The organism is Shinella lacus (assembly GCF_010994755.1).
GTDB classification, from domain to species: Bacteria; Pseudomonadota; Alphaproteobacteria; order Rhizobiales; family Rhizobiaceae; genus Shinella; species Shinella lacus.
The window spans coordinates 288,238-305,551 of the sequence record NZ_WHSB02000006.1; the positions used below are offsets into that span (position 1 = coordinate 288,238).

The window sequence follows — 17,314 nt, forward strand, 5'->3', positions numbered from 1 at the left end:
ATGAAGCTGTCGATCGCGAAAGAACTGGAAGATTATATTGCCGACGAGGTCGAGAGCGGCCGCTTCGCCGATGCCAGCGCGGTGGTCAACGATGCGCTTCGGCTTCATGAAACCTATCTCGCTGCAGTCCGCGAGGACGTGCAAATGGGGTTAGATGATCTGGCGAAAAGCAGGTATCGGCCTGTGACGGCGAAGGAATTCCTGGCCAGGGCTCGCATTGTGGCGTCCTGATCGTGCAGGCCATCCGGTTTACCGAGAGCGCCGAAAAAGATATCGACGCAATCCTGTCCTATACGATGTCGGCCTGGGGAGATGCGCAGACCGAGGCCTATATTGACGGCCTCTACCGCATTCTTGAGATGATTTCGGCAAACCCCGCCGCCGGTCGGCTGCGTCCCGAATTGGCACCGGACCTGCGCAGCTTTCCTCACCGCGAACACCTTATCTTCTACGTGCTTATCGATGCCGAGGTCCTGGTGATCCGCGTTCTGGCGGCGAGGCAAAACGTCAAGCCAGATGCCTTTAGGCCATAGGCAGGAACAAACGCCCTCTCCGCGCGTTTATAAGAGCCTGCGAACATTCGTGGGCAATCAGTGAAATCGGGGACCAAACGTGAATAGAAACGCACTTTACATGATCATCGGCGCCCTCATCGTCGTGGTGGCCGGCTTTTCCTACTATGCCTATCAGGAAGAAAAGAAGCCGGACGGCGTGGAGATAAAGCTCGACGACCAGGGGCTTTCCATCGAAGGAAACTGAGCCGTCGGATCGCACCGATCGCAAGCCGTGTTCCCGCCAGGGGCACGGCTTTTATATTTGATCCTTATAATTTTGCATCGCGGTCGCAATTTTGATGCAATGCAGCAAAAAACTCATCACGCCGCGTTTTCAAAGACATGCTGTTCATGTAGATTGTCAAAACGCATTTGGGGAGGCGTCGATGGAGAAGTGGGTCTATACCTTTGGGGGAGGCCGCGCCGAAGGCAGCGCGAGCGATCGCAATCTGCTCGGCGGCAAGGGCGCGAACCTTGCCGAGATGTGCAATCTCGGCCTGCCGGTGCCGCCCGGCCTCACCATCGTCACCTCCGCCTGCAACCACTATTACGACAGCGGCCGCACGCTGCCGCCGGAGCTGAAGGACCAGGTCCGCGCCGCGCTTCGCCAGATGGAGGCGATCACCGGCCGCGCCTTCGGCGACACGGCAAAGCCGCTGCTGCTCTCCGTGCGCTCCGGCGCGCGCGCCTCCATGCCCGGCATGATGGATACGGTGCTCAACCTCGGCCTCAACGACAGCACGGTGCAGGCGCTCGGCCACGATGCCGGTGATGCGCGTTTCGCCTGGGACAGCTACCGCCGCTTCATCCAGATGTATGGCGACGTCGTCATGGGCCTCGACCATGAGGTCTTCGAAGAGATTTTGGAAGACGAAAAGGGTCGCCTCGGCCACGAGCAGGACACCGAGCTTTCCGCCGTCGAATGGCAGCATGTCATCGGCCGCTACAAGGACATCATCCGCGAAGAGCTGGGCGAGGAATTTCCGCAGGATCCGGAAGTCCAGCTCTGGGGCGCCATCGGCGCGGTCTTTGCGAGCTGGATGAATGCCCGCGCGGTCACCTACCGCCACCTGCACAACATCCCCGCCATTTGGGGCACGGCCGTCAACGTCCAGGCCATGGTGTTCGGCAATCTCGGCAATTCGTCCGCCACCGGCGTCGCCTTCACGCGCAATCCCTCGACGGGCGAAAACAAGCTCTACGGCGAGTTCCTCGTCAACGCGCAGGGCGAGGATGTCGTCGCCGGCATCCGCACGCCGCAGAACATCACGGAAGAGGCGCGCATCGCGTCCGGCTCCGACCGGCCGTCGCTGGAAAAGCTGATGCCGGAGGCCTTTGCCGAGTTCCGCGCCATCTGCGACCGGCTGGAGCGGCACTACCGCGACATGCAGGACCTCGAATTCACCATCGAACGCGGCACGCTCTGGATGCTCCAGACCCGTTCCGGCAAGCGCACCGCCAAGGCGGCGCTGAAGATCGCCGTCGACATGGCAACGGAAGGGCTGATCAGCGAGGGCGAGGCCGTCGCACGCATCGATCCCGCCTCGCTCGACCAACTGCTGCACCCGACGATCGATCCGCGCGCGCGCCGCGACGTCATCGGCTCGGGGCTTCCGGCGTCGCCGGGTGCCGCGACCGGCGCGATCGTCTTCACCTCGGAAGATGCCGTGCAGGCGGAAGAGGAGGGCCGCAAGGTGATCCTCGTGCGCATCGAGACGAGCCCGGAAGACATCCACGGCATGCACGCCGCGGAAGGCATTCTGACCACCCGCGGTGGCATGACGAGCCATGCAGCCGTCGTCGCGCGCGGCATGGGCACGCCCTGCGTCTCCGGCGCGGGCACGCTGCGCGTCGATCTGCGCAATGAACTGCTGATTGCCCAGGGACTGACGCTCACCAAGGGCGATATCATCACCATCGACGGCTCCTCCGGCCAGGTGCTGAAGGGCGAGATCCCCATGCTCCAGCCGGAACTGTCCGGCGATTTCGGCCAGATCATGGAATGGGCCGACCGCACGCGCCGCATGAAGGTGCGCACCAACGCCGAGACGCCGGCGGATGCCCGCGCGGCGCGCTCCTTCGGTGCGGAAGGCATTGGTCTTTGCCGCACCGAGCACATGTTCTTCGAGGGCAGCCGCATCAATGTGATGCGCGAGATGATCCTGGCCGAGGACGAGGCGGGCCGTCGCGCCTCGCTCGCAAAGCTCCTGCCCATGCAGCGCTCGGACTTCGTGGAATTGTTCGAGATCATGCACGGCCTGCCGGTGACGATCCGCCTGCTCGACCCGCCGCTGCACGAATTCCTGCCGAAGAGCGACGAGGAGATCGCCGAAGTGGCGGCCGCACTCGCCATTGACGAGGCCGTGCTGCGCCGCCGCGTCGATACGCTGCATGAGTTCAACCCGATGCTCGGCCATCGCGGCTGCCGGCTGGCGATTTCCTATCCGGAGATCGCCGAAATGCAGGCCCGCGCCATCTTCGAGGCGGCTGCGGAAGCCGCGCGCACCACGGGGGCCGCCGTCGTACCGGAAATCATGGTGCCGCTCGTCGGCCTCAAGGCGGAGCTCGATTACGTCAAGGCCCGCATCGAGGAGGTCGCCAAGGCGGTGATCACTGAAACCGGCGTGACGATCGACTATCTCGTCGGCACGATGATCGAGCTGCCGCGCGCAGCCCTTCGTGCCCATGTCATCGCCGAATCGGCCGAGTTCTTCTCCTTCGGCACCAACGACCTGACCCAGACGACTTTCGGCATCTCGCGCGACGACGCCTCGGCCTTCCTGTCGACCTATATCCAGAAGGGCATCGTCGAGCAGGATCCCTTCGTGCAGCTCGATTTCGATGGTGTGGGGGAACTGATCCGCATCGCCGCCGAGCGTGGCCGGCGCACCCGCAACGACCTGAAGCTCGGCATCTGCGGCGAACATGGCGGCGATCCGGCCTCGATCCACTTCTGCGAAGAGGCGGGCCTCGACTACGTCTCCTGCTCGCCCTTCCGCGTGCCGATCGCAAGGCTCGCGGCGGCGCAGGCAGCGTTCAATGGCAGCAAGACCTGAGGATCAGTGGCGCCGTCCACGGACGTAGATGTAGGTCGGGCGATCCCAGAGCGGCGATTCCATGCGCGCGGCGCGAAAATCCGCGCGGCGATCGAGGTCTATGCGCTGGAGGCATTCGGCGAAGGCGTCCGTGCCCATGCGGAACCCGTACGAGCGGCACCTGTTCTCGTCGTTCGCGCGCACTTCGGCGGCCGTCTGGCAGCCGGCGAGAAAGAGTGCGGTGGCGGCAAGGGCGGCGAGGCGAATAACCACTTTGGACATGCTGGCTCCGGCGATCTGTAACGCGCCATGGATAGAGCAATTCCAGCAAAAGTGCGAAGCGGTTTTGCGTCCGGAATTGCGCATAAGCAAAAAAGGCCCGTAAGCGCGCGCTCGCAAGACCTCAGATACGCTCCAGCACGTCGACGAAGGCATCCGCGAAACGCTTCAGGTCCTTGGTCTTCTCGTCGGGGTTCTCCACCCGGATGGCCGCACCTTCCGCATCGAGCAGCGCGAAAACCACGGCAAGCGCGCCGTCGTCACCCTGCGGCACGCGCAGTGCGGCGATGCGCCGGCAATCTTCCGCAAGCCCGGAAGCGGGAAGGTCGAACAGGAAATCACCGCCCACCTGATCGGCGGCGGCGCGCACCGCGCCCGCAAAACCAGCCTCGTCGCCGGAAAAACCGTCGAGCGAAAGTTCGAGTTCCAGAAGCTCCAGGGGGAGGGCGGGTTCGCCAGCGGTGGTGGCAATCGCCGTGTCGGCAGCCGTATGCATCGGCAACATCATCTTGCTCCTTCTCAACCCCCGTGTGTGAAAAGTCGTTAACGAGCGTGGCGAATTTGCGGCACGCAAGGATTTTCCGCGGCCGTGCCGCAAAACCCCCGGTCAAGATGCCGCACCAAGCCGATGGAAAAATCAGCGACACTGCGCTAGGGAGAGGGAACGGCAGGCGCATCCGGTGAGGCCATGGCAATCACGATCCAGTACGAACGGCCCGTTTCGCATGCGGCGCACTGGGCGCGGCGCATGGCGCTGTTCTCCTGCCTGCTGTTCATCGCCGCCGTGCTGTCGCATCGCTTCGGGCCGCTGACCACGCCGCATTTCCTGGTGCTGGCGGGTTTTGCCGCGGTGATGGCGGGGCTGGCTGTGCTGCTGGCGGCCGTGGGCCTGGCGCGCCTCTGGCATGTCGGTGCGCGCGGCGGCAAGGCGGCGCTGACGGCGCTGCTCTTCTCGCTCCTGCCGCTCGGCGTGGCCGGCGCCAGCGCCTATGCCTATTTCTACAAGCCGGCGCTCTACGATGTGACGACGGATACCGTCGCCGCGCCGCCCTGGCTTTCCGAACCCTCGGCCGAGCAGGACTGGCTGCCGCGCGTCGGCATCGTGACGGCCCGCGACCGTACCGTGCAGCTCGAAGCCTATCCCGGCCTCTCCGGCCGGCGCTACGACGGCGCGCTCGACCGCGTCTATCAGGGCGTGCGCAAGGTGGCGACGGCCTACGGCATCACCATCACCGCCGAGAACGGGCTCGACAATATCCTCGCCGACCTCGAAGACCTCGTCGTCGACCCCAACAAAGCCTCTGCGAGTGAAGAACCGCTCGGCGACGTGCCGATCCCCGAAGCCCGCCCGCTGGAAACGCCGGTGATCCCGCGCATCGGCGGCCCCGGCGATGTGCTGCTGCAGGGCGAATGGCGCTCGCCGCTCTTCGGCTTCCGCTTCGATGTGGTCATACGGCTGCGCGAAGAGGCGGAGACGACGCTGGTCGACATGCGCGCCGCCTCGCGCTACGGCCCGCACGATCTCGGCATCGGCGCCGAGCTGGTGGAGGGCTACCTGAAGGCGCTCGACGCCGAACTGCTCGGCATCGCGGGCGACTGATCAGAGTTTGTCGGGGAAAAGTGGAAACCGGTTTTCCCGAAAAGACAAACGTAAGACTCTAGAAGCCGGGGGCGGGGAAATAGAGCCCCTTCAGCGCGGGCGGCCCTTCGGTCACCACCTCGCCGCGCCCCACCAGGTCCTCCAGATGCGCCAGCACCGAAAGGGCGGCGGCGCCATGCAGGCGCGGGTCCGTCTCGCGGTAGATCACCTTCACCATGTCGGCAATCAGCCGGTCGCCGGCGCGCACCCGCTCGCGCACCGCCCGCTCGCGCATGCGCCGATGGGTCCGGAGTCCGCGCAGGAACGAGGCCGGCTCGGTGACCGGCCCGCCATGGCCGGGGAAGTACAGGCGGTCGTCGCGCTGAAGCAGCCGGTCGAGCGAGGCCATGTAGTCCGCCATGGCGCCATCCGGCGGTGCCACGATGGTCGTCGCCCAGGCCATGACATGGTCGGCGGAAAAGACGATGCCCTCCGGCCCGTCGAGCGCGAAGGCCGCGTGGTTGGCCGTGTGGCCCGGCGTGTGCAGCGCCGTCAGCGCCCAGCCGTCGCCCTCCACCGTCTCGCCGTCGCCGAGCGCGATATCCGGCACGAAATCCATGTCCGAGCTTTCGGAGAAGGGGTTGACCTCGCCGGCATGCAGCGGTCGCGACGCCCGGTGCGGTCCCTCCGCCACGACGATCGCGCCCGTCTCCGCCTTGAGACGGCGAGTGAGCGGCGAGTGGTCGCGGTGGGTGTGGCTGACGGCGATATGCGTCACCTCGCGCCCGGCAAGCGCCGTCATCAGCGCCTGGAAATGCGCTTCGTCCTCCGGGCCGGGGTCGATCACCGCCACAGAGCGGTCGCCGACGATATAGCTGTTCGTGCCGTGGAAGGTGAAGGGGCCGGGATTGTTGACGGTGATGCGCTGCACGCGCCGCGCCACCGGCACCGCCTCGCCATGCGCCGGCTTGAATTCCAGGTCGAAATGCGGGGTTTCCTGGCTGTCGTCTTGTGTGGAATTGGACACGGCTGTCACTTGTATTCGATTTCGATAAAGCTCATCGGCTTGTCGCCGCCATTGACGACATTGTGCGCCACCCCCGCCTCGCGCCGGTAGACCGCACCCGCCTTGCTGTGCACCCGCCGATCGCCCGTCTCCTCCTCGATGAGGAAATCGCAATCCGTCATCGGCACGACGACATAACCGAGCCCGTGCACATGATGGCCGGTATCGGCCCCCGGCTCGAAATCCCAGCGCGTCACGCGCACCACCGCATCATCGAGAAGAACGGTCGGCATCGCCGGCGGACGGGCGCGAAACTGGGACATGGCGGCTCCTCGTGAGAATCGGCGCGGCTGGTGCGCCCGGTCAAAGGGGGCGAGCCGCCGCCGGAAAGACGGTCGAATGCCCGGACCCTATCCCCGCCACGCCCGCCTGCCAAGGCTGAAGCCCGCGCAATTCGAGAGCCACGCCCGGAGAATAATCACCCCAGGCGGAAGTTAAGCATTGTCCACGCCTCGCGCCTTTGCTATCAGGCTCCCGCCATGTTGGGGCGTCGCCAAGCGGTAAGGCACCGGTTTTTGGTACCGGCATTCCCAGGTTCGAATCCTGGCGCCCCAGCCACGGATTTTTTATTGATAAAATTCAATTAGTTGCGTGGAAGCCTAAGTGGATAAGCGCTTGCTGTCTTTTATATGTTGCGCCTAGTCCGCGAGAATTTCGCTTTCGTCGCGTTCTCCCAGCAAAGCCATACGCCAGAATCGCCTCGCATCCGCAGCCAATATACGTTCCTGCTCTTTTAGATCGTTAGCCTTTCCTTCGATGGCAAGTCGAGCATCTTGGACGAAATCACGGGCGCAATCCGTCAGCCGGAACAACTGATTATAAATCGGGTTCGCGTCTGAGTCTTTCATGAGCGAATGTGCCATGAACACATCTCGAAACTCCTTCAGCGTCGTCACCACACGGCGCCCTTGTCGCCCCTTCATGGTTTCAGAATAGCTCTCTAAAGCTCGCTCAATTGCTTTGAGGCAATCTCTCTCAGATGTGCCTGCGAACGAAGTGTTATGGGGAAGCCACGTCCTGGCTCGTTGGGATAGGGCACTCTTGCACCGTTGCTGGCGTAGTAGCCGGAAAGCGAGCGGGATAGATGCGACATCCCGTTTGTTGGGATGATGCTTTTTACTGCCTATGTCATAGAGGCGTGCAAGGTGCATTGCGAGATCATAGGCCAAACTACGCATGATCCGGTTATAGGCGCTCGCCCCTGGAAAATTTCTGTCGGTCATCTCGCCGACAGTGTTGTTTCCAACCTCCATTGTCGCCTCGATCCAAATTGCATTCTGCATATTGCCGTAAAGGATCGGCATCATTCGATCGAGGCGCGCTATCGCTGGTTTCGTAGAGATTGTGATTCGTTTCTTTTTCTTCGCCATATGCCGAATGTAAAAGAGTTCAGAAAATAGAAAAGCCCGGCACATTTCTTGGCAAGTTTTACATAAGGGCCTCTGCCTCCAGCCAACTCGTGGACGTGAAGTTGACTCTTCGCGGCATTTTCAGATCATCTGTTGTATTCATTGAAATGACAGGCAGTGGCTCTATTTTGGTCATGCCGAGTCAGAGCCGGTAGAGATCAACAGGGAGTCAGTCACACATGGGTATCTTCAGTTCCATCAAGGAAAAGCTCTTCGGCAAGGCAGAGGAAGAAAAGCCGGTAGAAACGATCACGGCCGACGCCGTAAAGCCGGCGACGGCGGATGTTTCCGCGACGCCGACGATCAGCAACGAGGCGGTCGTGGCGACCACCGAAAGCCAGCCGGTTGCGGCCACGCCGAGCCAGCCGGTCGACGTCGCGGCGATCCTCGATGCAGCCGTTGCCAAGAATGGCCAGAAGCTCGACTGGCGCCGTTCCATCGTGGACTTGATGAAGGCCCTCGGCATGGATGCCAGCCTCCAGGAGCGCAAGGAACTCGCCGACGAACTCGGCTTCACCGGCGACAAGAACGACTCCGCCAGCATGAACATCTGGCTGCACAAGGCCCTGCTGAAAGCCCTCGCCGACAACGGCGGCAAGGTCCCGGCCGACCTGCTGGATTGATTGAACGAAGAAGCCCGCCGGAGAGGTTTGGCGGGCTTCTGCTTTAGATGAGCCCACCCAACGGAATAAGCTCCTTGGCACCGGGCTGCCAGGCATTGCCCTCCCAATCCCCCAGCCACCGATCCACCCGCAAGCCCGCTTCCGCTATCAACGCTTCCAGCTCCGCCTTCTCCGGAAAGGCGATGTGAGAAGTGGCGGAGAGGCGTTGGGTGGTGGTGCGGATTTCGTAGTGGGTGCCGTAGGTCACGATGCCGGTGGCGGGGTCGTGGGCGACGTCGTTCCAGGCGGCGACGGGGCCGAAGCGAGGGTGGTCGAGGAGGCGCATGGATTCCTCCGGCCCCCATTCCTCCCATTCGCGGCAGGCGGGGTTGCGGCTGTCGAAGATGAAGCGGCCGCCGGGAGCAAGGTGGGCGGCGATGGTGGCGAGGGCTGCCTGGCGGTCTTCTCTCGTCAGGAAAACCTGGAAGGCGTGGCCGGTCAGCAGCACGAGCTCGAAACGGCGGCCGAGGCGCAGCGTGCGGGCATCGCCCTCGACGAATTCGACGCTTGCAGCACCCGCCTTGCCCCGCGCGATGGCGAGCATGGCCGGTGCGGGATCGACGCCGACGACCGTCCTGCCGCCGGCAAGCGCCACGGCGAGTTCGCCGGTGCCGCAGCCGAGGTCGAGCACGCTTGCGGCGTCTGCTGCAAGTTTTAGGCAGAAATCGAAATCCGGCGCGCGCTCCCAGCCGTTTTCCAGATCGTAGAAATCGGCAAGCGCCGGGTCGTGGTAGAGGCGGTCCTCGTCCATGTCGTCCTCCCAAAAAGGAAAAGGCCGCACAGGGATGCGCGGCCTTCGAAAATGTCGATCGCGCGCCGTGTTTTTACGACGCGGCGTCCAGCACCTTTTCGCAATGGGTCGGGCCGCCCTTCGGGTCGACGCGGTCGGCGACGGCGCGGATGTTGTTGATCCGGTAGGCGTCGTTCACGGTCAGCTCCACCGTGCAGGACTTGCCCTTTGAGAAGCCGCCGCGCCACTTGTAGAGCGTCGTGCCGCCCGCGCCGCTCACGTCGGAGATCGGCGGGCCGTAGGCCGCGAAGAAGCTGCCGGCGGTCTTGCCGTTCCAGCGGGCCTGCAGCGGGTTGGACGCGACGATTGCGGTGGTGCATCCGGCGAGGGCAAGCGCGACGCCTGCCAGAATTGCAATGCGGGAGTTCATGTGTGCCAGTTCCTTGGGAGCTTTGGTGTGGCTGTGAATGGGAGCCTGGATTCGCCATAGCGCAGCGCGCGCAAAAGGGGAATCGCCACCATGCGAACTTTCCCGTCATCCCCATCGAAGAGGCGTCAAACGTGCGGATTTGCAACAGTTCGCGTCGACGGCGCGCAAGCGTGAGGGCGTGCCCCGACCGCGAATGGGCCAGGGCACGCCGGGAGAGGCTTCAGAGAATGAAGTCCGACTTGTCGAGATTGTCGATGTTGAACTTCTTGAGGATCAGCACGTCGTTGCCGCCGAGCTCGATATGCACGTCGCTGCCGACCTGGTCCGCCTTGCCCAGCACCTGGCTGATCTTGGAGAAATTGTAGGAGCGCAGGTCGATATCGTCGATATTGTTCTTGAAGTCGGTGATGGTGTCGCGACCATAACCCTTCTTGAACACGAAGATATCCGCGCCGAAACCGCCGGTCAGCTTGTCGTTGCCGGCGCCACCGTCGAGCCTGTCGGTGTTGCCTCCGCCGTTCAGCGTATCGTTGCCGCCATTGCCGTACAGCTTGTTCTTGGCCTCGTTTCCGAGAATGCTGTCATTGCCCGAGCCGCCCTTGGCATTCTCGATGAGAGAGCGCTTGTCGCCGTTGAACAGCAGCGCATTGAAGATGTTGCCGCGGGAATAGCCGTCGTTCGGCCCGCCGCCGAGGAACGAAAGCTGAGTCTTGCTGAACATCGAATAGGCGCCGGCGCGAAGGTCGATCTCGACACCCGTCTTGTAGGCCGTCAGGTCGTAGGTGTCGTTTCCGCCGCCATCCCAGATGGTGGCGAAGATGCGGTTGCCGCCGGCGTCGATGGCGACCTTGCCGTTGACGAACGTGTCGCCGCTACCGGGCTTCCACTTGTAGACGGTCGTGCCCTTGTTGGTCGTGTAATCCGCGCCATACATGTGCTGGAGCGCGTAGATGTCGGCCATCATGAAGGTCTGTGGTCCGCCGAACTCTTCATATTGATAGGGCCCGCCCGAATCGCCGACGAAGGCGTTGTAGGTCATCACGGTATATTCGGGGCTGTTCCACTCGGGCTGGATGGCGCCGAATGTATCAGTTTCATGCGCGTGCTTGAGACCCAGCGCGTGGCCGAGCTCGTGGATCATCGTGTGCCAGGCATAGTTGCCGGCCTGTGGCGTGCGGTAGTCGTTGATCGTGCCGGCATAGGCCGTGCTGAACCAGACGTCGCCGGCCTCGGCCGACCCGCCCGGATAATAGGCATAGGCCGTCGGGTTCGCAGCATCGGACTGGGCGAAGCGCAGCGTTGCGGTGCTCGACGAGCCGGCGCTGAAATTGAGGTTGGTAAAGCCTTCGACGGAAAAGCCGTCATTCGCAGTGCCGCCGAAACTCTTCTCCATGGCGAAGAGGGCCGCATTCTTCTGCATGAGCGAGACGGAGCCGAAATTGTTGCTCGTCTCGTTCGTGTAGGAATAGTTGTTGGTGGATGTCGGGAATGCATAGGTGATGTTCGTGCCGCCCCAGGCGTTTCCGCTGAGGACGGCGTCAATGAACTGCGATCCCGTCGCGAAGATTGTCTTTGTCGTCTTGCCTGTGCCGGTCATGCGTGTTGCCCCTTCGACCAAAACGTCTGGATTTCTGCTGGAAGGCGAGTATTTCCCCCGGTCCGCACGCATTGTGCCTGCGTCGGACGCACTCCCGCCCCTTGAATGCTGGTATCATAGGAATGGGAAACGTTCCTGCAAGAAGCCTTATTCATGCACGGAAGAACAAATTTGGTCATACTTCTGCTTATCGGGGCAGTATTGCGCATGAAGGCGCGAACTGACTGACCGCAGGGCTAAAAACCAGGCTTTTGTGGAGTTTTTCGAGATATCGTCAGGCCGGAGGGCTACGCGCTGGCGGCCTGGATGCCCGGCCCGCCAGCCCGACGCCGTTGATTCGGCGCGCGCATCAAACCTTGTCGACAAACAATTCCTTGTCGACGACGAGGCCCATATTGTTGAGGTTCACGCGGATCGTGTGGATCTCCTTGTTCGGCGAGAGATAGGAAATCAGGAAGATTTCCTTGCACCCGTTGACCCCGATATGGCCGACGGTCTTGACCTCGCGCACCAGCGTCCACTTCTTTTGAGCCGCATAATCGTCGGCGAGCCCGACCAGGGCATCCGCACCTTTGCCCGACGGCCGTGCAATATGCAGGCAGGTGAAGGCGCCGGAGCCGGAATCGAAGACCTTGTAGGTGCAGCCGCTGAAGTTGCCGCTCGCAACAAGGCGGCGGTTTACGTCCAGGGTGCCGCAGGTCGTCCAGTCGTCCTGGAAGTGAATGTAGCTCGAATTGAAATCGATAGAGCTGGCGGCATCGACAAAGGAAAGCCGGTTGCTGGTGGCGTTCACCGTTGCTTTGGTGTGTACGAAGGAGTTTTTCAGCCGGTGCGTCGCCGAAAGCGTGTTGTGCCGGTTCGTACTGTTCGAATCGGGCTTCGACCCCATGCCGAGAATGCTGCTATTGTTTATCTTGGCTGTGATTTCATGAACCGACATTTTCCCTACCCCCTTTGCGTGCCCAGTGCCGCTTTTGCGGAACCAAACCCTTCTACACGCCTTCCGTTACAGGAGGAATTGTCATGTCGTCAGAATGGCCAATGTGGTTTTTGCAGGCGGCCGCCTTGGTGCTGCTAGCCGGAGTATTTTTCATTCGAGCATAGCGATTGAGCGCTCCAGTAAAAGTTGCTCAAGGCCAGCCGCATGGGGCACGCAAAACAAAGGGGGCAAAAGCCCCCTTAAATGTCCAACCAAGCTGTCTTGGAGATAGATGTCATGCGCTAGTTACACCTGCTTTAACCCCGCCGCCGCAAAGAGGCGGGCAACCTTTGCAGGGTCGACCAACTCACCGCTCTCGATTTTCATGATCTCGATAACGGTGAGACCGGAAACCACCGACAGCTCCTCGATGGTATAGCCAGTGCTTGCGCGAAGGTCGGTGATTGGATTTCTCGGCGCTACGTTCATGTTTCGCTCCTTTGTTGCAGCGCAATATAGGGAGTGGAAACGCGTGGTCAAGATGGCGAAAAAGCGGCGGTTGAGTTGCCGAAAAGCGACCGGTCGCCCTTGAGCATTCATACATACTTCAAAAAACCGGTTGCAATATAAAACCACTCGATCTAGCCTTTAACCGGTTGCATATCGCAATCAGCACCTTGGGAATGTGCCGCGCGAGGAAGGAACTGGCATGGCGAAGCTCGTGTTTGGAATGAACCAGTCCCTCGACGGCTATGTCGACCATATGTCTTTCGGGCCGAGCCCTACGCTGTTCCGCCATTTCATCGAGGAGGCGCGGGGGCAGGCGGGCAGTATCTATGGTCGGCGCATGTACGAGATCATGCGTTACTGGGATGACGATCATCCGGAGTGGGACGCAGATAGACGTGCCTTCGCCGCGGCGTGGCGGGCCCAGCCCAAGTGGGTCGTCTCGCGTTCGTTGACGTCGGTCGGCCCCAATGCCACGCTTCTCGGAGATGATCTTGAGGGCGAGATCCGCGCGCTGAAGGCCGCGCACGAGGGTGAAATCGAAGTTGCCGGCCCGGACGTGGCGAAAAGCCTCACCGAGCTTGGCCTGATCGACGAATATCGAATCTACCTGCACCCCGTCGTGCTCGGCCACGGCAAACCCTATTTCGCCGGTCCCCGCCCGCCGCTCCGCCTCTTGACGAACGATCGGATTGACGATGATGTGATTAGGCTGACCTATGTTCCCGATGCGGGATCGAGGGTCTGACGGTCGCTTGCGGGATGGATGAGCGTTGTTTCGCACGCGACGTGGTCGCGGTCGCTCTTCTGGGAACCCGTCTGCTGATCGATGGCGTCGGTTCGGGCATACGTTTATCGATCCGACGGCCTGCACTGGTGCCTCAATGTTGTCTGCGAACGGCGCGCGCGGTGCTCATATATCCACGATATCAAGCTCAGCCACAAAGGTCGCTCCGCTGCTTCCGTCGAAGGTATACGTACCGTTCAGTTGGTTGACGACGCCCCGGACCAAGCGACTTCCCATACCCTGTTTTATGGTCTGTGAATCAAAGCCGATGCCGTTGTCCTTGACGGTAAGCCGGGCTCGCCGTCCCCCAGTAGCCTTGAGCGCGATGGAAACCATGCCTGTGCGGCCATCCGCAAAGGCATATTTGAGGGTGTTGGTCAGGAGTTCGTTCGTCAGCAGGGCGAGGGGGGTGGCATTGTCGGCCGAGACGGCGATATCGTCGATGTCATAGTCCATCGTCACGGGTGCGCCATAGGCGTTGATCAGTTTCTCCACCACGGATGTCATCAGGTCCCGCGCGCGCAGACGTGAAAATTCGTCATGCCGATAGATCTGCTCATGCACGGCGACCATGGAGGAGATGCGATCGGTCAGCGATTGTTGAACGTCCGAGGGCAGGCGCTGAAGCTGCACGATGCTCTGGACGGCCTGCAGGTTGTTCTTGACGCGGTGATGGATCTCGCGAAGGAGCAGCTGATTGTCCGCGAGCGCATTGCGGAGCAGCTGCGATTGCGCGGCATCGCGTTGCCGCAGATGGCGGATCCACTGGCCGGCGGCAAGAAGGCTGATGCTGGCCAGGATCAGCACCGAAATCGCCACGGTCCCATCTCGCCAGAAGCGTTGGATGCCGAAATCGTAGTCGGCCGAAGCGAGTGCGATCAGCCCTGTGTCCTCGACTGTTCTGTAAGCGACGATGCGGTGGGCGCTATCGACGGGCGAAATGGCGTCATAGGTGCCGGCCTCCGCTTTGGGTAAGTAATCCGTGAAAAGCACGTATTTGCTCATATCGAGCGGCCCCTCGGCGAGCGGGTAGCGGGCGACCAACTGGCCATCAGAGCGGACGAAGCTGACAGTGGAGTTCGGGCCGAGATCGACGGCCTCCCAGACATCAGCAAGGACTTTGGCCTCGAAAGAAACGACTGCGGCGCCGGCGAAGCGGCCATTCCGCTCCAGCCTGCGGCTGAAGGCGAAAATCTGCTCGCCGTTGAGACGGCTCATCAGGAGGCTCGAAATGTGCTGCTTGGCACCCTTTGCCAGATCCGAAAAATAGGGTCGGTCAACGATGCTGATCGGCTTCACCATGGGATCGGTCGAATAGAGGGTGAGACCGCTATCGTCGACCACGTAAGCCTTCACCTGGCCGGGCAAGTCGGCGACGGCCTCCGCGATGTTGCGCACCTCGGTCGATGCCGGCGGCACGATGTCCTCGCCAAGCGTCTCGTCGATGCGCCGAAGGGCCTGACGTGCCAGGGAATCGAGCAGCGACACGTTGCCTGCGACAATCTTGGAGGCCGCAATGGCCCGTTCCTCGGTACGGCGGACCGCGTCCCGATAACTTGTGTTGAGCCACAGACCGAGCATGAAGAGCAGCGAAATGAACATCGCAATGATGATCATCGCTGCCGCCCTTGCCAACGTAAATTGGATGTTCAGCCCGCGCAGTACTGCTATCCCCTAGTGTGTCCCCCGGCCTTAACCAGAAGGCTAAGGGATGTCCCGGTTTTTCGTCAAGCCGGACAAAGCGGATCGTCTCTCTGCGAGCCGCCGGAAGTCCTTGGTTGTGGACGCGAATTGCTTCTTAAATGCCTTGAATTTTCATCCAATGCCGAAACGCTTGCAGCCAGCAAACGGGCACGCTAGGCGGTAGTGTGGTAACAATGCTGGAAACCCGCTCGTGTAGCGCAGGGCGTGGACGAAAATCGCGCGAGGATGCCGATCGTGCAGTTCATGTTTGGAGACTACCTGCTCGACCAACCGCGCCGGGAGCTCACCCGGTGTGGCGAGGTCGTGGCTGTCGGGCCGCAGGTTTTCGATCTCCTGCTGTATCTCGTCAAGAACCGCGACTGCGTCGTCAGCAAGGATGATCTGCTTGAGGCAGTTTGGGGTGGGCGGATCGTCTCTGAATCGACTATTGCCAGCCATATTAATGCGGTGCGCAAGGCAATCGGCGACAGCGGCGAGGCGCAGCGCCTCATTCGCACCGTTGCCCGTAAGGGATTCTGTTTTGTCGGCGACATTTCCATCCGTGTGCCAAGCCCCGTGGAAAACCCTGCCGCGGAAATCGTGGAGCCGGTCCCCGCTCTTGTCGTGCCCAGCAAGCCCTCCATCACCGTGCTGCCGTTTCACAACCTCAGCGGCGATCCGGAGCAGGACTATTTCGCCGACGGCGTGGTCGAGGACATCATCACCGCACTGTCGCGTCTGCGATGGCTGTTCGTCATCGCCCGCAATTCGAGCTTCACCTACAAGGGACAAGCCGTCGATGTGAAAGAGGTCGGCCGCGCGCTCGGCGTGCGCTATGTTTTGGAGGGGAGCCTGCGCAAGGCGGGCGACAAGGTGCGCATCACCGGGCAACTGATCGAGGCCGCGACCGGCGCGCATCTCTGGGCCGAACGTTTCGAGGGTACACTCGGTAACCTCTTCGAACTCCAGGACAAGATCGCCGAAAGCGTCGTCGGCGCGATCTCGCCGCAACTCGAACGGGCCGAGATCGAGCGCGCCAAGCGCAAGCCTACGGAGAGCCTCGACGCCTACGACTATTATCTGCGCGGCATGGCCCGGTTGCACAATGGCACGCGCGACGCCATCGAGGCGGCCTTGCCCCTGTTCCATCAGGCAATCGAACGCGATCCGGAATTCGCGTCTGCCTATAGCGGTGCGGCATGGTGCCATTTTTGGCGTAAGCTGAACGGTTGGATGGGCAATCCGGCCGCGGAGAATGCCGAAGGCGTACGTTTGGCGCGGCTGGCGGTGGAATTCGGGCGCGACGATGCGGTGGCGCTGACGCGCGCGGGCCATGCACTCGGCCACCTCGCCGGCGATCTCGACGGCGGCATCGCAATCATCGACAAGGCGCGGCTGCTCAATCCCAATTTCGCCCCCGCCTGGTTTCTCGGCGCCTTTTTGCGCATTTTCCGCGGCGAAACGGAACAGGCGATGGAGGATCTCGCCCATGCCGTCCGGTTGAGCCCGCTCGATCCGGAGATGTTTCGCATGCAGGCTGGCATCGCACTCGCGCATTTCTGCGCCGGCCGCTTCGACGCGGCTGCGGCCACCGCGGAAAAGGCTTTGGGGAACCTGCCCGACCTCCTGATTGCCCTTACGCTCCTGGCGGCAAGCCATGCGCTCACGGGGCGCTCGATGGAGGCGCAGCAGGCAATGCGGCGCCTGCGCCACTTGCAGCCTGCCGCACGCCTCTCCAACCTTAAGGATTGGCTGCCGATCCATCGCTCGGAAGACCTTCTGCGCATGACAGAGGGCTTGCGTCTGGCGGGCTTGCCCGAATGACCACGGCGGCAAGAATGAAGGGAACAGGCAACCGGCGTCGTGGCCTTGCCAAAAGGTCACGCTCGCTCCTTTCCAAGGGATAACGGGCGAAGAACTCGCTGAACCCACCAAAGCGTCTTCGCTCCATCGGAGCCGTCTCGCGCAGGTCAGCCCACGGCACCGATTTTTGCCCGGTCTCCAAACACGACCCGCATCCTTGGACGAATAACCAAGACTTCTTCAAGAGGAATTCAAGCGCGCGCCAAGGACTTCG

Annotated in this window: 19 protein-coding genes and 1 tRNA gene; 9 read left to right on the forward strand and 11 right to left on the reverse strand. The window is 62.0% G+C overall.

Annotated elements, in window-relative coordinates; all coding sequences use genetic code 11:
- The 4 genes from GB927_RS18385 to ppdK all read left to right on the forward strand — a co-directional run bounded on the left by GB927_RS18385 (position 1) and on the right by ppdK (position 3,610).
- The gene (locus GB927_RS18385; RefSeq protein WP_256118649.1) at positions 1 to 231 is read left to right on the forward strand and encodes a ribbon-helix-helix domain-containing protein; all 231 of its coding nucleotides are present in this window, start codon (positions 1 to 3) and stop codon (positions 229 to 231) included.
- A gap of 2 nt (positions 232 to 233) precedes the next feature.
- A complete protein-coding gene (locus tag GB927_RS18390; RefSeq protein WP_256118650.1) occupies positions 234 to 533 on the forward strand; it encodes a type II toxin-antitoxin system RelE/ParE family toxin in 300 nt (99 codons plus the stop codon).
- 79 nt (positions 534 to 612) lie between these two features.
- Positions 613 to 759, forward strand: a complete 147-nt coding sequence (locus GB927_RS18395) for a hypothetical protein (protein WP_256118651.1) — start codon at positions 613 to 615, stop codon at positions 757 to 759.
- A gap of 181 nt (positions 760 to 940) precedes the next feature.
- Positions 941 to 3,610: a pyruvate, phosphate dikinase gene (ppdK, locus tag GB927_RS18400; RefSeq protein ID WP_256118652.1), complete on the forward strand. Its 2,670-nt coding sequence runs from the start codon at positions 941 to 943 to the stop codon at positions 3,608 to 3,610.
- A gap of 3 nt (positions 3,611 to 3,613) precedes the next feature.
- Here the strand turns inward: ppdK and GB927_RS18405 are convergent, their stop codons facing one another.
- On the reverse strand, positions 3,614 to 3,871 hold the full coding sequence (locus GB927_RS18405) for a hypothetical protein (RefSeq protein ID WP_256118653.1): 258 nt from the start codon (positions 3,869 to 3,871) through the stop codon (positions 3,614 to 3,616).
- Between the two features lie 121 nt (positions 3,872 to 3,992).
- Positions 3,993 to 4,376, reverse strand: a complete 384-nt coding sequence (locus GB927_RS18410; protein ID WP_439655511.1) for a hypothetical protein — start codon at positions 4,374 to 4,376, stop codon at positions 3,993 to 3,995.
- Between the two features lie 186 nt (positions 4,377 to 4,562).
- Between GB927_RS18410 and GB927_RS18415 the strand changes: the two genes are divergently transcribed.
- On the forward strand, positions 4,563 to 5,468 hold the full coding sequence (locus GB927_RS18415) for a DUF1499 domain-containing protein (protein ID WP_256118746.1): 906 nt from the start codon (positions 4,563 to 4,565) through the stop codon (positions 5,466 to 5,468).
- 58 nt (positions 5,469 to 5,526) lie between these two features.
- Here GB927_RS18415 and GB927_RS18420 read toward each other — a convergent pair whose 3' ends face one another.
- Positions 5,527 to 6,474: an MBL fold metallo-hydrolase gene (locus tag GB927_RS18420; protein WP_256118655.1), complete on the reverse strand. Its 948-nt coding sequence runs from the start codon at positions 6,472 to 6,474 to the stop codon at positions 5,527 to 5,529.
- Between the two features lie 5 nt (positions 6,475 to 6,479).
- Positions 6,480 to 6,776, reverse strand: a complete 297-nt coding sequence (locus GB927_RS18425) for a cupin domain-containing protein (protein WP_256118656.1) — start codon at positions 6,774 to 6,776, stop codon at positions 6,480 to 6,482.
- Between the two features lie 220 nt (positions 6,777 to 6,996).
- On the opposite strand from GB927_RS18425, the gene GB927_RS18430 reads away from it, so the two are divergent.
- Positions 6,997 to 7,071, forward strand: a tRNA-Gln gene (locus tag GB927_RS18430).
- An 80-nt stretch (positions 7,072 to 7,151) separates the two neighbouring features.
- Here the strand turns inward: GB927_RS18430 and GB927_RS18435 are convergent.
- Positions 7,152 to 7,883 (reverse strand): AbiU2 domain-containing protein, encoded by a 732-nt coding sequence (locus tag GB927_RS18435; protein ID WP_256118657.1) that lies wholly within the window; start codon positions 7,881 to 7,883, stop codon positions 7,152 to 7,154.
- 218 nt (positions 7,884 to 8,101) lie between these two features.
- On the opposite strand from GB927_RS18435, the gene GB927_RS18440 reads away from it, so the two are divergent.
- Complete coding sequence (locus GB927_RS18440) at positions 8,102 to 8,545, forward strand: DUF3597 domain-containing protein (protein WP_256118658.1); 444 nt, start codon at positions 8,102 to 8,104, stop codon at positions 8,543 to 8,545.
- A 43-nt stretch (positions 8,546 to 8,588) separates the two neighbouring features.
- Here GB927_RS18440 and GB927_RS18445 read toward each other — a convergent pair whose 3' ends face one another.
- The 5 genes from GB927_RS18445 to GB927_RS18465 all read right to left on the reverse strand — a co-directional run bounded on the left by GB927_RS18445 (position 8,589) and on the right by GB927_RS18465 (position 12,749).
- A complete protein-coding gene (locus GB927_RS18445) occupies positions 8,589 to 9,335 on the reverse strand; it encodes a class I SAM-dependent methyltransferase (RefSeq protein ID WP_256118659.1) in 747 nt (248 codons plus the stop codon).
- 73 nt (positions 9,336 to 9,408) lie between these two features.
- Positions 9,409 to 9,744 (reverse strand): hypothetical protein, encoded by a 336-nt coding sequence (locus GB927_RS18450; protein WP_256118660.1) that lies wholly within the window; start codon positions 9,742 to 9,744, stop codon positions 9,409 to 9,411.
- A gap of 220 nt (positions 9,745 to 9,964) precedes the next feature.
- A complete protein-coding gene (locus tag GB927_RS18455) occupies positions 9,965 to 11,341 on the reverse strand; it encodes a M10 family metallopeptidase (RefSeq protein ID WP_256118661.1) in 1,377 nt (458 codons plus the stop codon).
- A 349-nt stretch (positions 11,342 to 11,690) separates the two neighbouring features.
- Entirely contained in the window at positions 11,691 to 12,281 is a 591-nt protein-coding gene (locus tag GB927_RS18460; protein WP_256118662.1) for a hypothetical protein, read from the reverse strand.
- A 285-nt stretch (positions 12,282 to 12,566) separates the two neighbouring features.
- Positions 12,567 to 12,749: a hypothetical protein gene (locus GB927_RS18465; protein WP_256118663.1), complete on the reverse strand. Its 183-nt coding sequence runs from the start codon at positions 12,747 to 12,749 to the stop codon at positions 12,567 to 12,569.
- A gap of 220 nt (positions 12,750 to 12,969) precedes the next feature.
- Here GB927_RS18465 and GB927_RS18470 point away from each other — a divergent pair, with 220 nt between their 5' ends.
- Positions 12,970 to 13,515, forward strand: a complete 546-nt coding sequence (locus tag GB927_RS18470) for a dihydrofolate reductase family protein (protein ID WP_256118664.1) — start codon at positions 12,970 to 12,972, stop codon at positions 13,513 to 13,515.
- Between the two features lie 165 nt (positions 13,516 to 13,680).
- Here the strand turns inward: GB927_RS18470 and GB927_RS18480 are convergent, their stop codons facing one another.
- Entirely contained in the window at positions 13,681 to 15,171 is a 1,491-nt protein-coding gene (locus GB927_RS18480) for a sensor histidine kinase (protein WP_256118665.1), read from the reverse strand.
- A gap of 321 nt (positions 15,172 to 15,492) precedes the next feature.
- Here GB927_RS18480 and GB927_RS18485 point away from each other — a divergent pair, with 321 nt between their 5' ends.
- Positions 15,493 to 17,061 (forward strand): winged helix-turn-helix domain-containing tetratricopeptide repeat protein, encoded by a 1,569-nt coding sequence (locus GB927_RS18485; protein ID WP_256118666.1) that lies wholly within the window; start codon positions 15,493 to 15,495, stop codon positions 17,059 to 17,061.
- The last annotated feature ends 253 nt before the right edge of the window (positions 17,062 to 17,314 follow it).

Bases quoted from the DNA above. Each gene is read 5' to 3' on its own strand.
- GB927_RS18385 (WP_256118649.1), top strand. From the start codon at position 1: ATGAAGCTGTCGATCGCGAAAGAACTGGAAGATTATATTGCCGACGAG.
- ppdK (WP_256118652.1), top strand. From the start codon at position 941: ATGGAGAAGTGGGTCTATACCTTTGGGGGAGGCCGCGCCGAAGGCAGC.
- GB927_RS18405 (WP_256118653.1), bottom strand. From the start codon at position 3,871: ATGTCCAAAGTGGTTATTCGCCTCGCCGCCCTTGCCGCCACCGCACTC.
- GB927_RS18410 (WP_439655511.1), bottom strand. From the start codon at position 4,376: ATGATGTTGCCGATGCATACGGCTGCCGACACGGCGATTGCCACCACC.
- GB927_RS18425 (WP_256118656.1), bottom strand. From the start codon at position 6,776: ATGTCCCAGTTTCGCGCCCGTCCGCCGGCGATGCCGACCGTTCTTCTC.
- GB927_RS18435 (WP_256118657.1), bottom strand. From the start codon at position 7,883: ATGGCGAAGAAAAAGAAACGAATCACAATCTCTACGAAACCAGCGATA.
- GB927_RS18440 (WP_256118658.1), top strand. From the start codon at position 8,102: ATGGGTATCTTCAGTTCCATCAAGGAAAAGCTCTTCGGCAAGGCAGAG.
- GB927_RS18445 (WP_256118659.1), bottom strand. From the start codon at position 9,335: ATGGACGAGGACCGCCTCTACCACGACCCGGCGCTTGCCGATTTCTAC.
- GB927_RS18450 (WP_256118660.1), bottom strand. From the start codon at position 9,744: ATGAACTCCCGCATTGCAATTCTGGCAGGCGTCGCGCTTGCCCTCGCC.
- GB927_RS18455 (WP_256118661.1), bottom strand. From the start codon at position 11,341: ATGACCGGCACAGGCAAGACGACAAAGACAATCTTCGCGACGGGATCG.
- GB927_RS18460 (WP_256118662.1), bottom strand. From the start codon at position 12,281: ATGTCGGTTCATGAAATCACAGCCAAGATAAACAATAGCAGCATTCTC.
- GB927_RS18465 (WP_256118663.1), bottom strand. From the start codon at position 12,749: ATGAACGTAGCGCCGAGAAATCCAATCACCGACCTTCGCGCAAGCACT.
- GB927_RS18470 (WP_256118664.1), top strand. From the start codon at position 12,970: ATGGCGAAGCTCGTGTTTGGAATGAACCAGTCCCTCGACGGCTATGTC.
- GB927_RS18480 (WP_256118665.1), bottom strand. From the start codon at position 15,171: ATGATCATCATTGCGATGTTCATTTCGCTGCTCTTCATGCTCGGTCTG.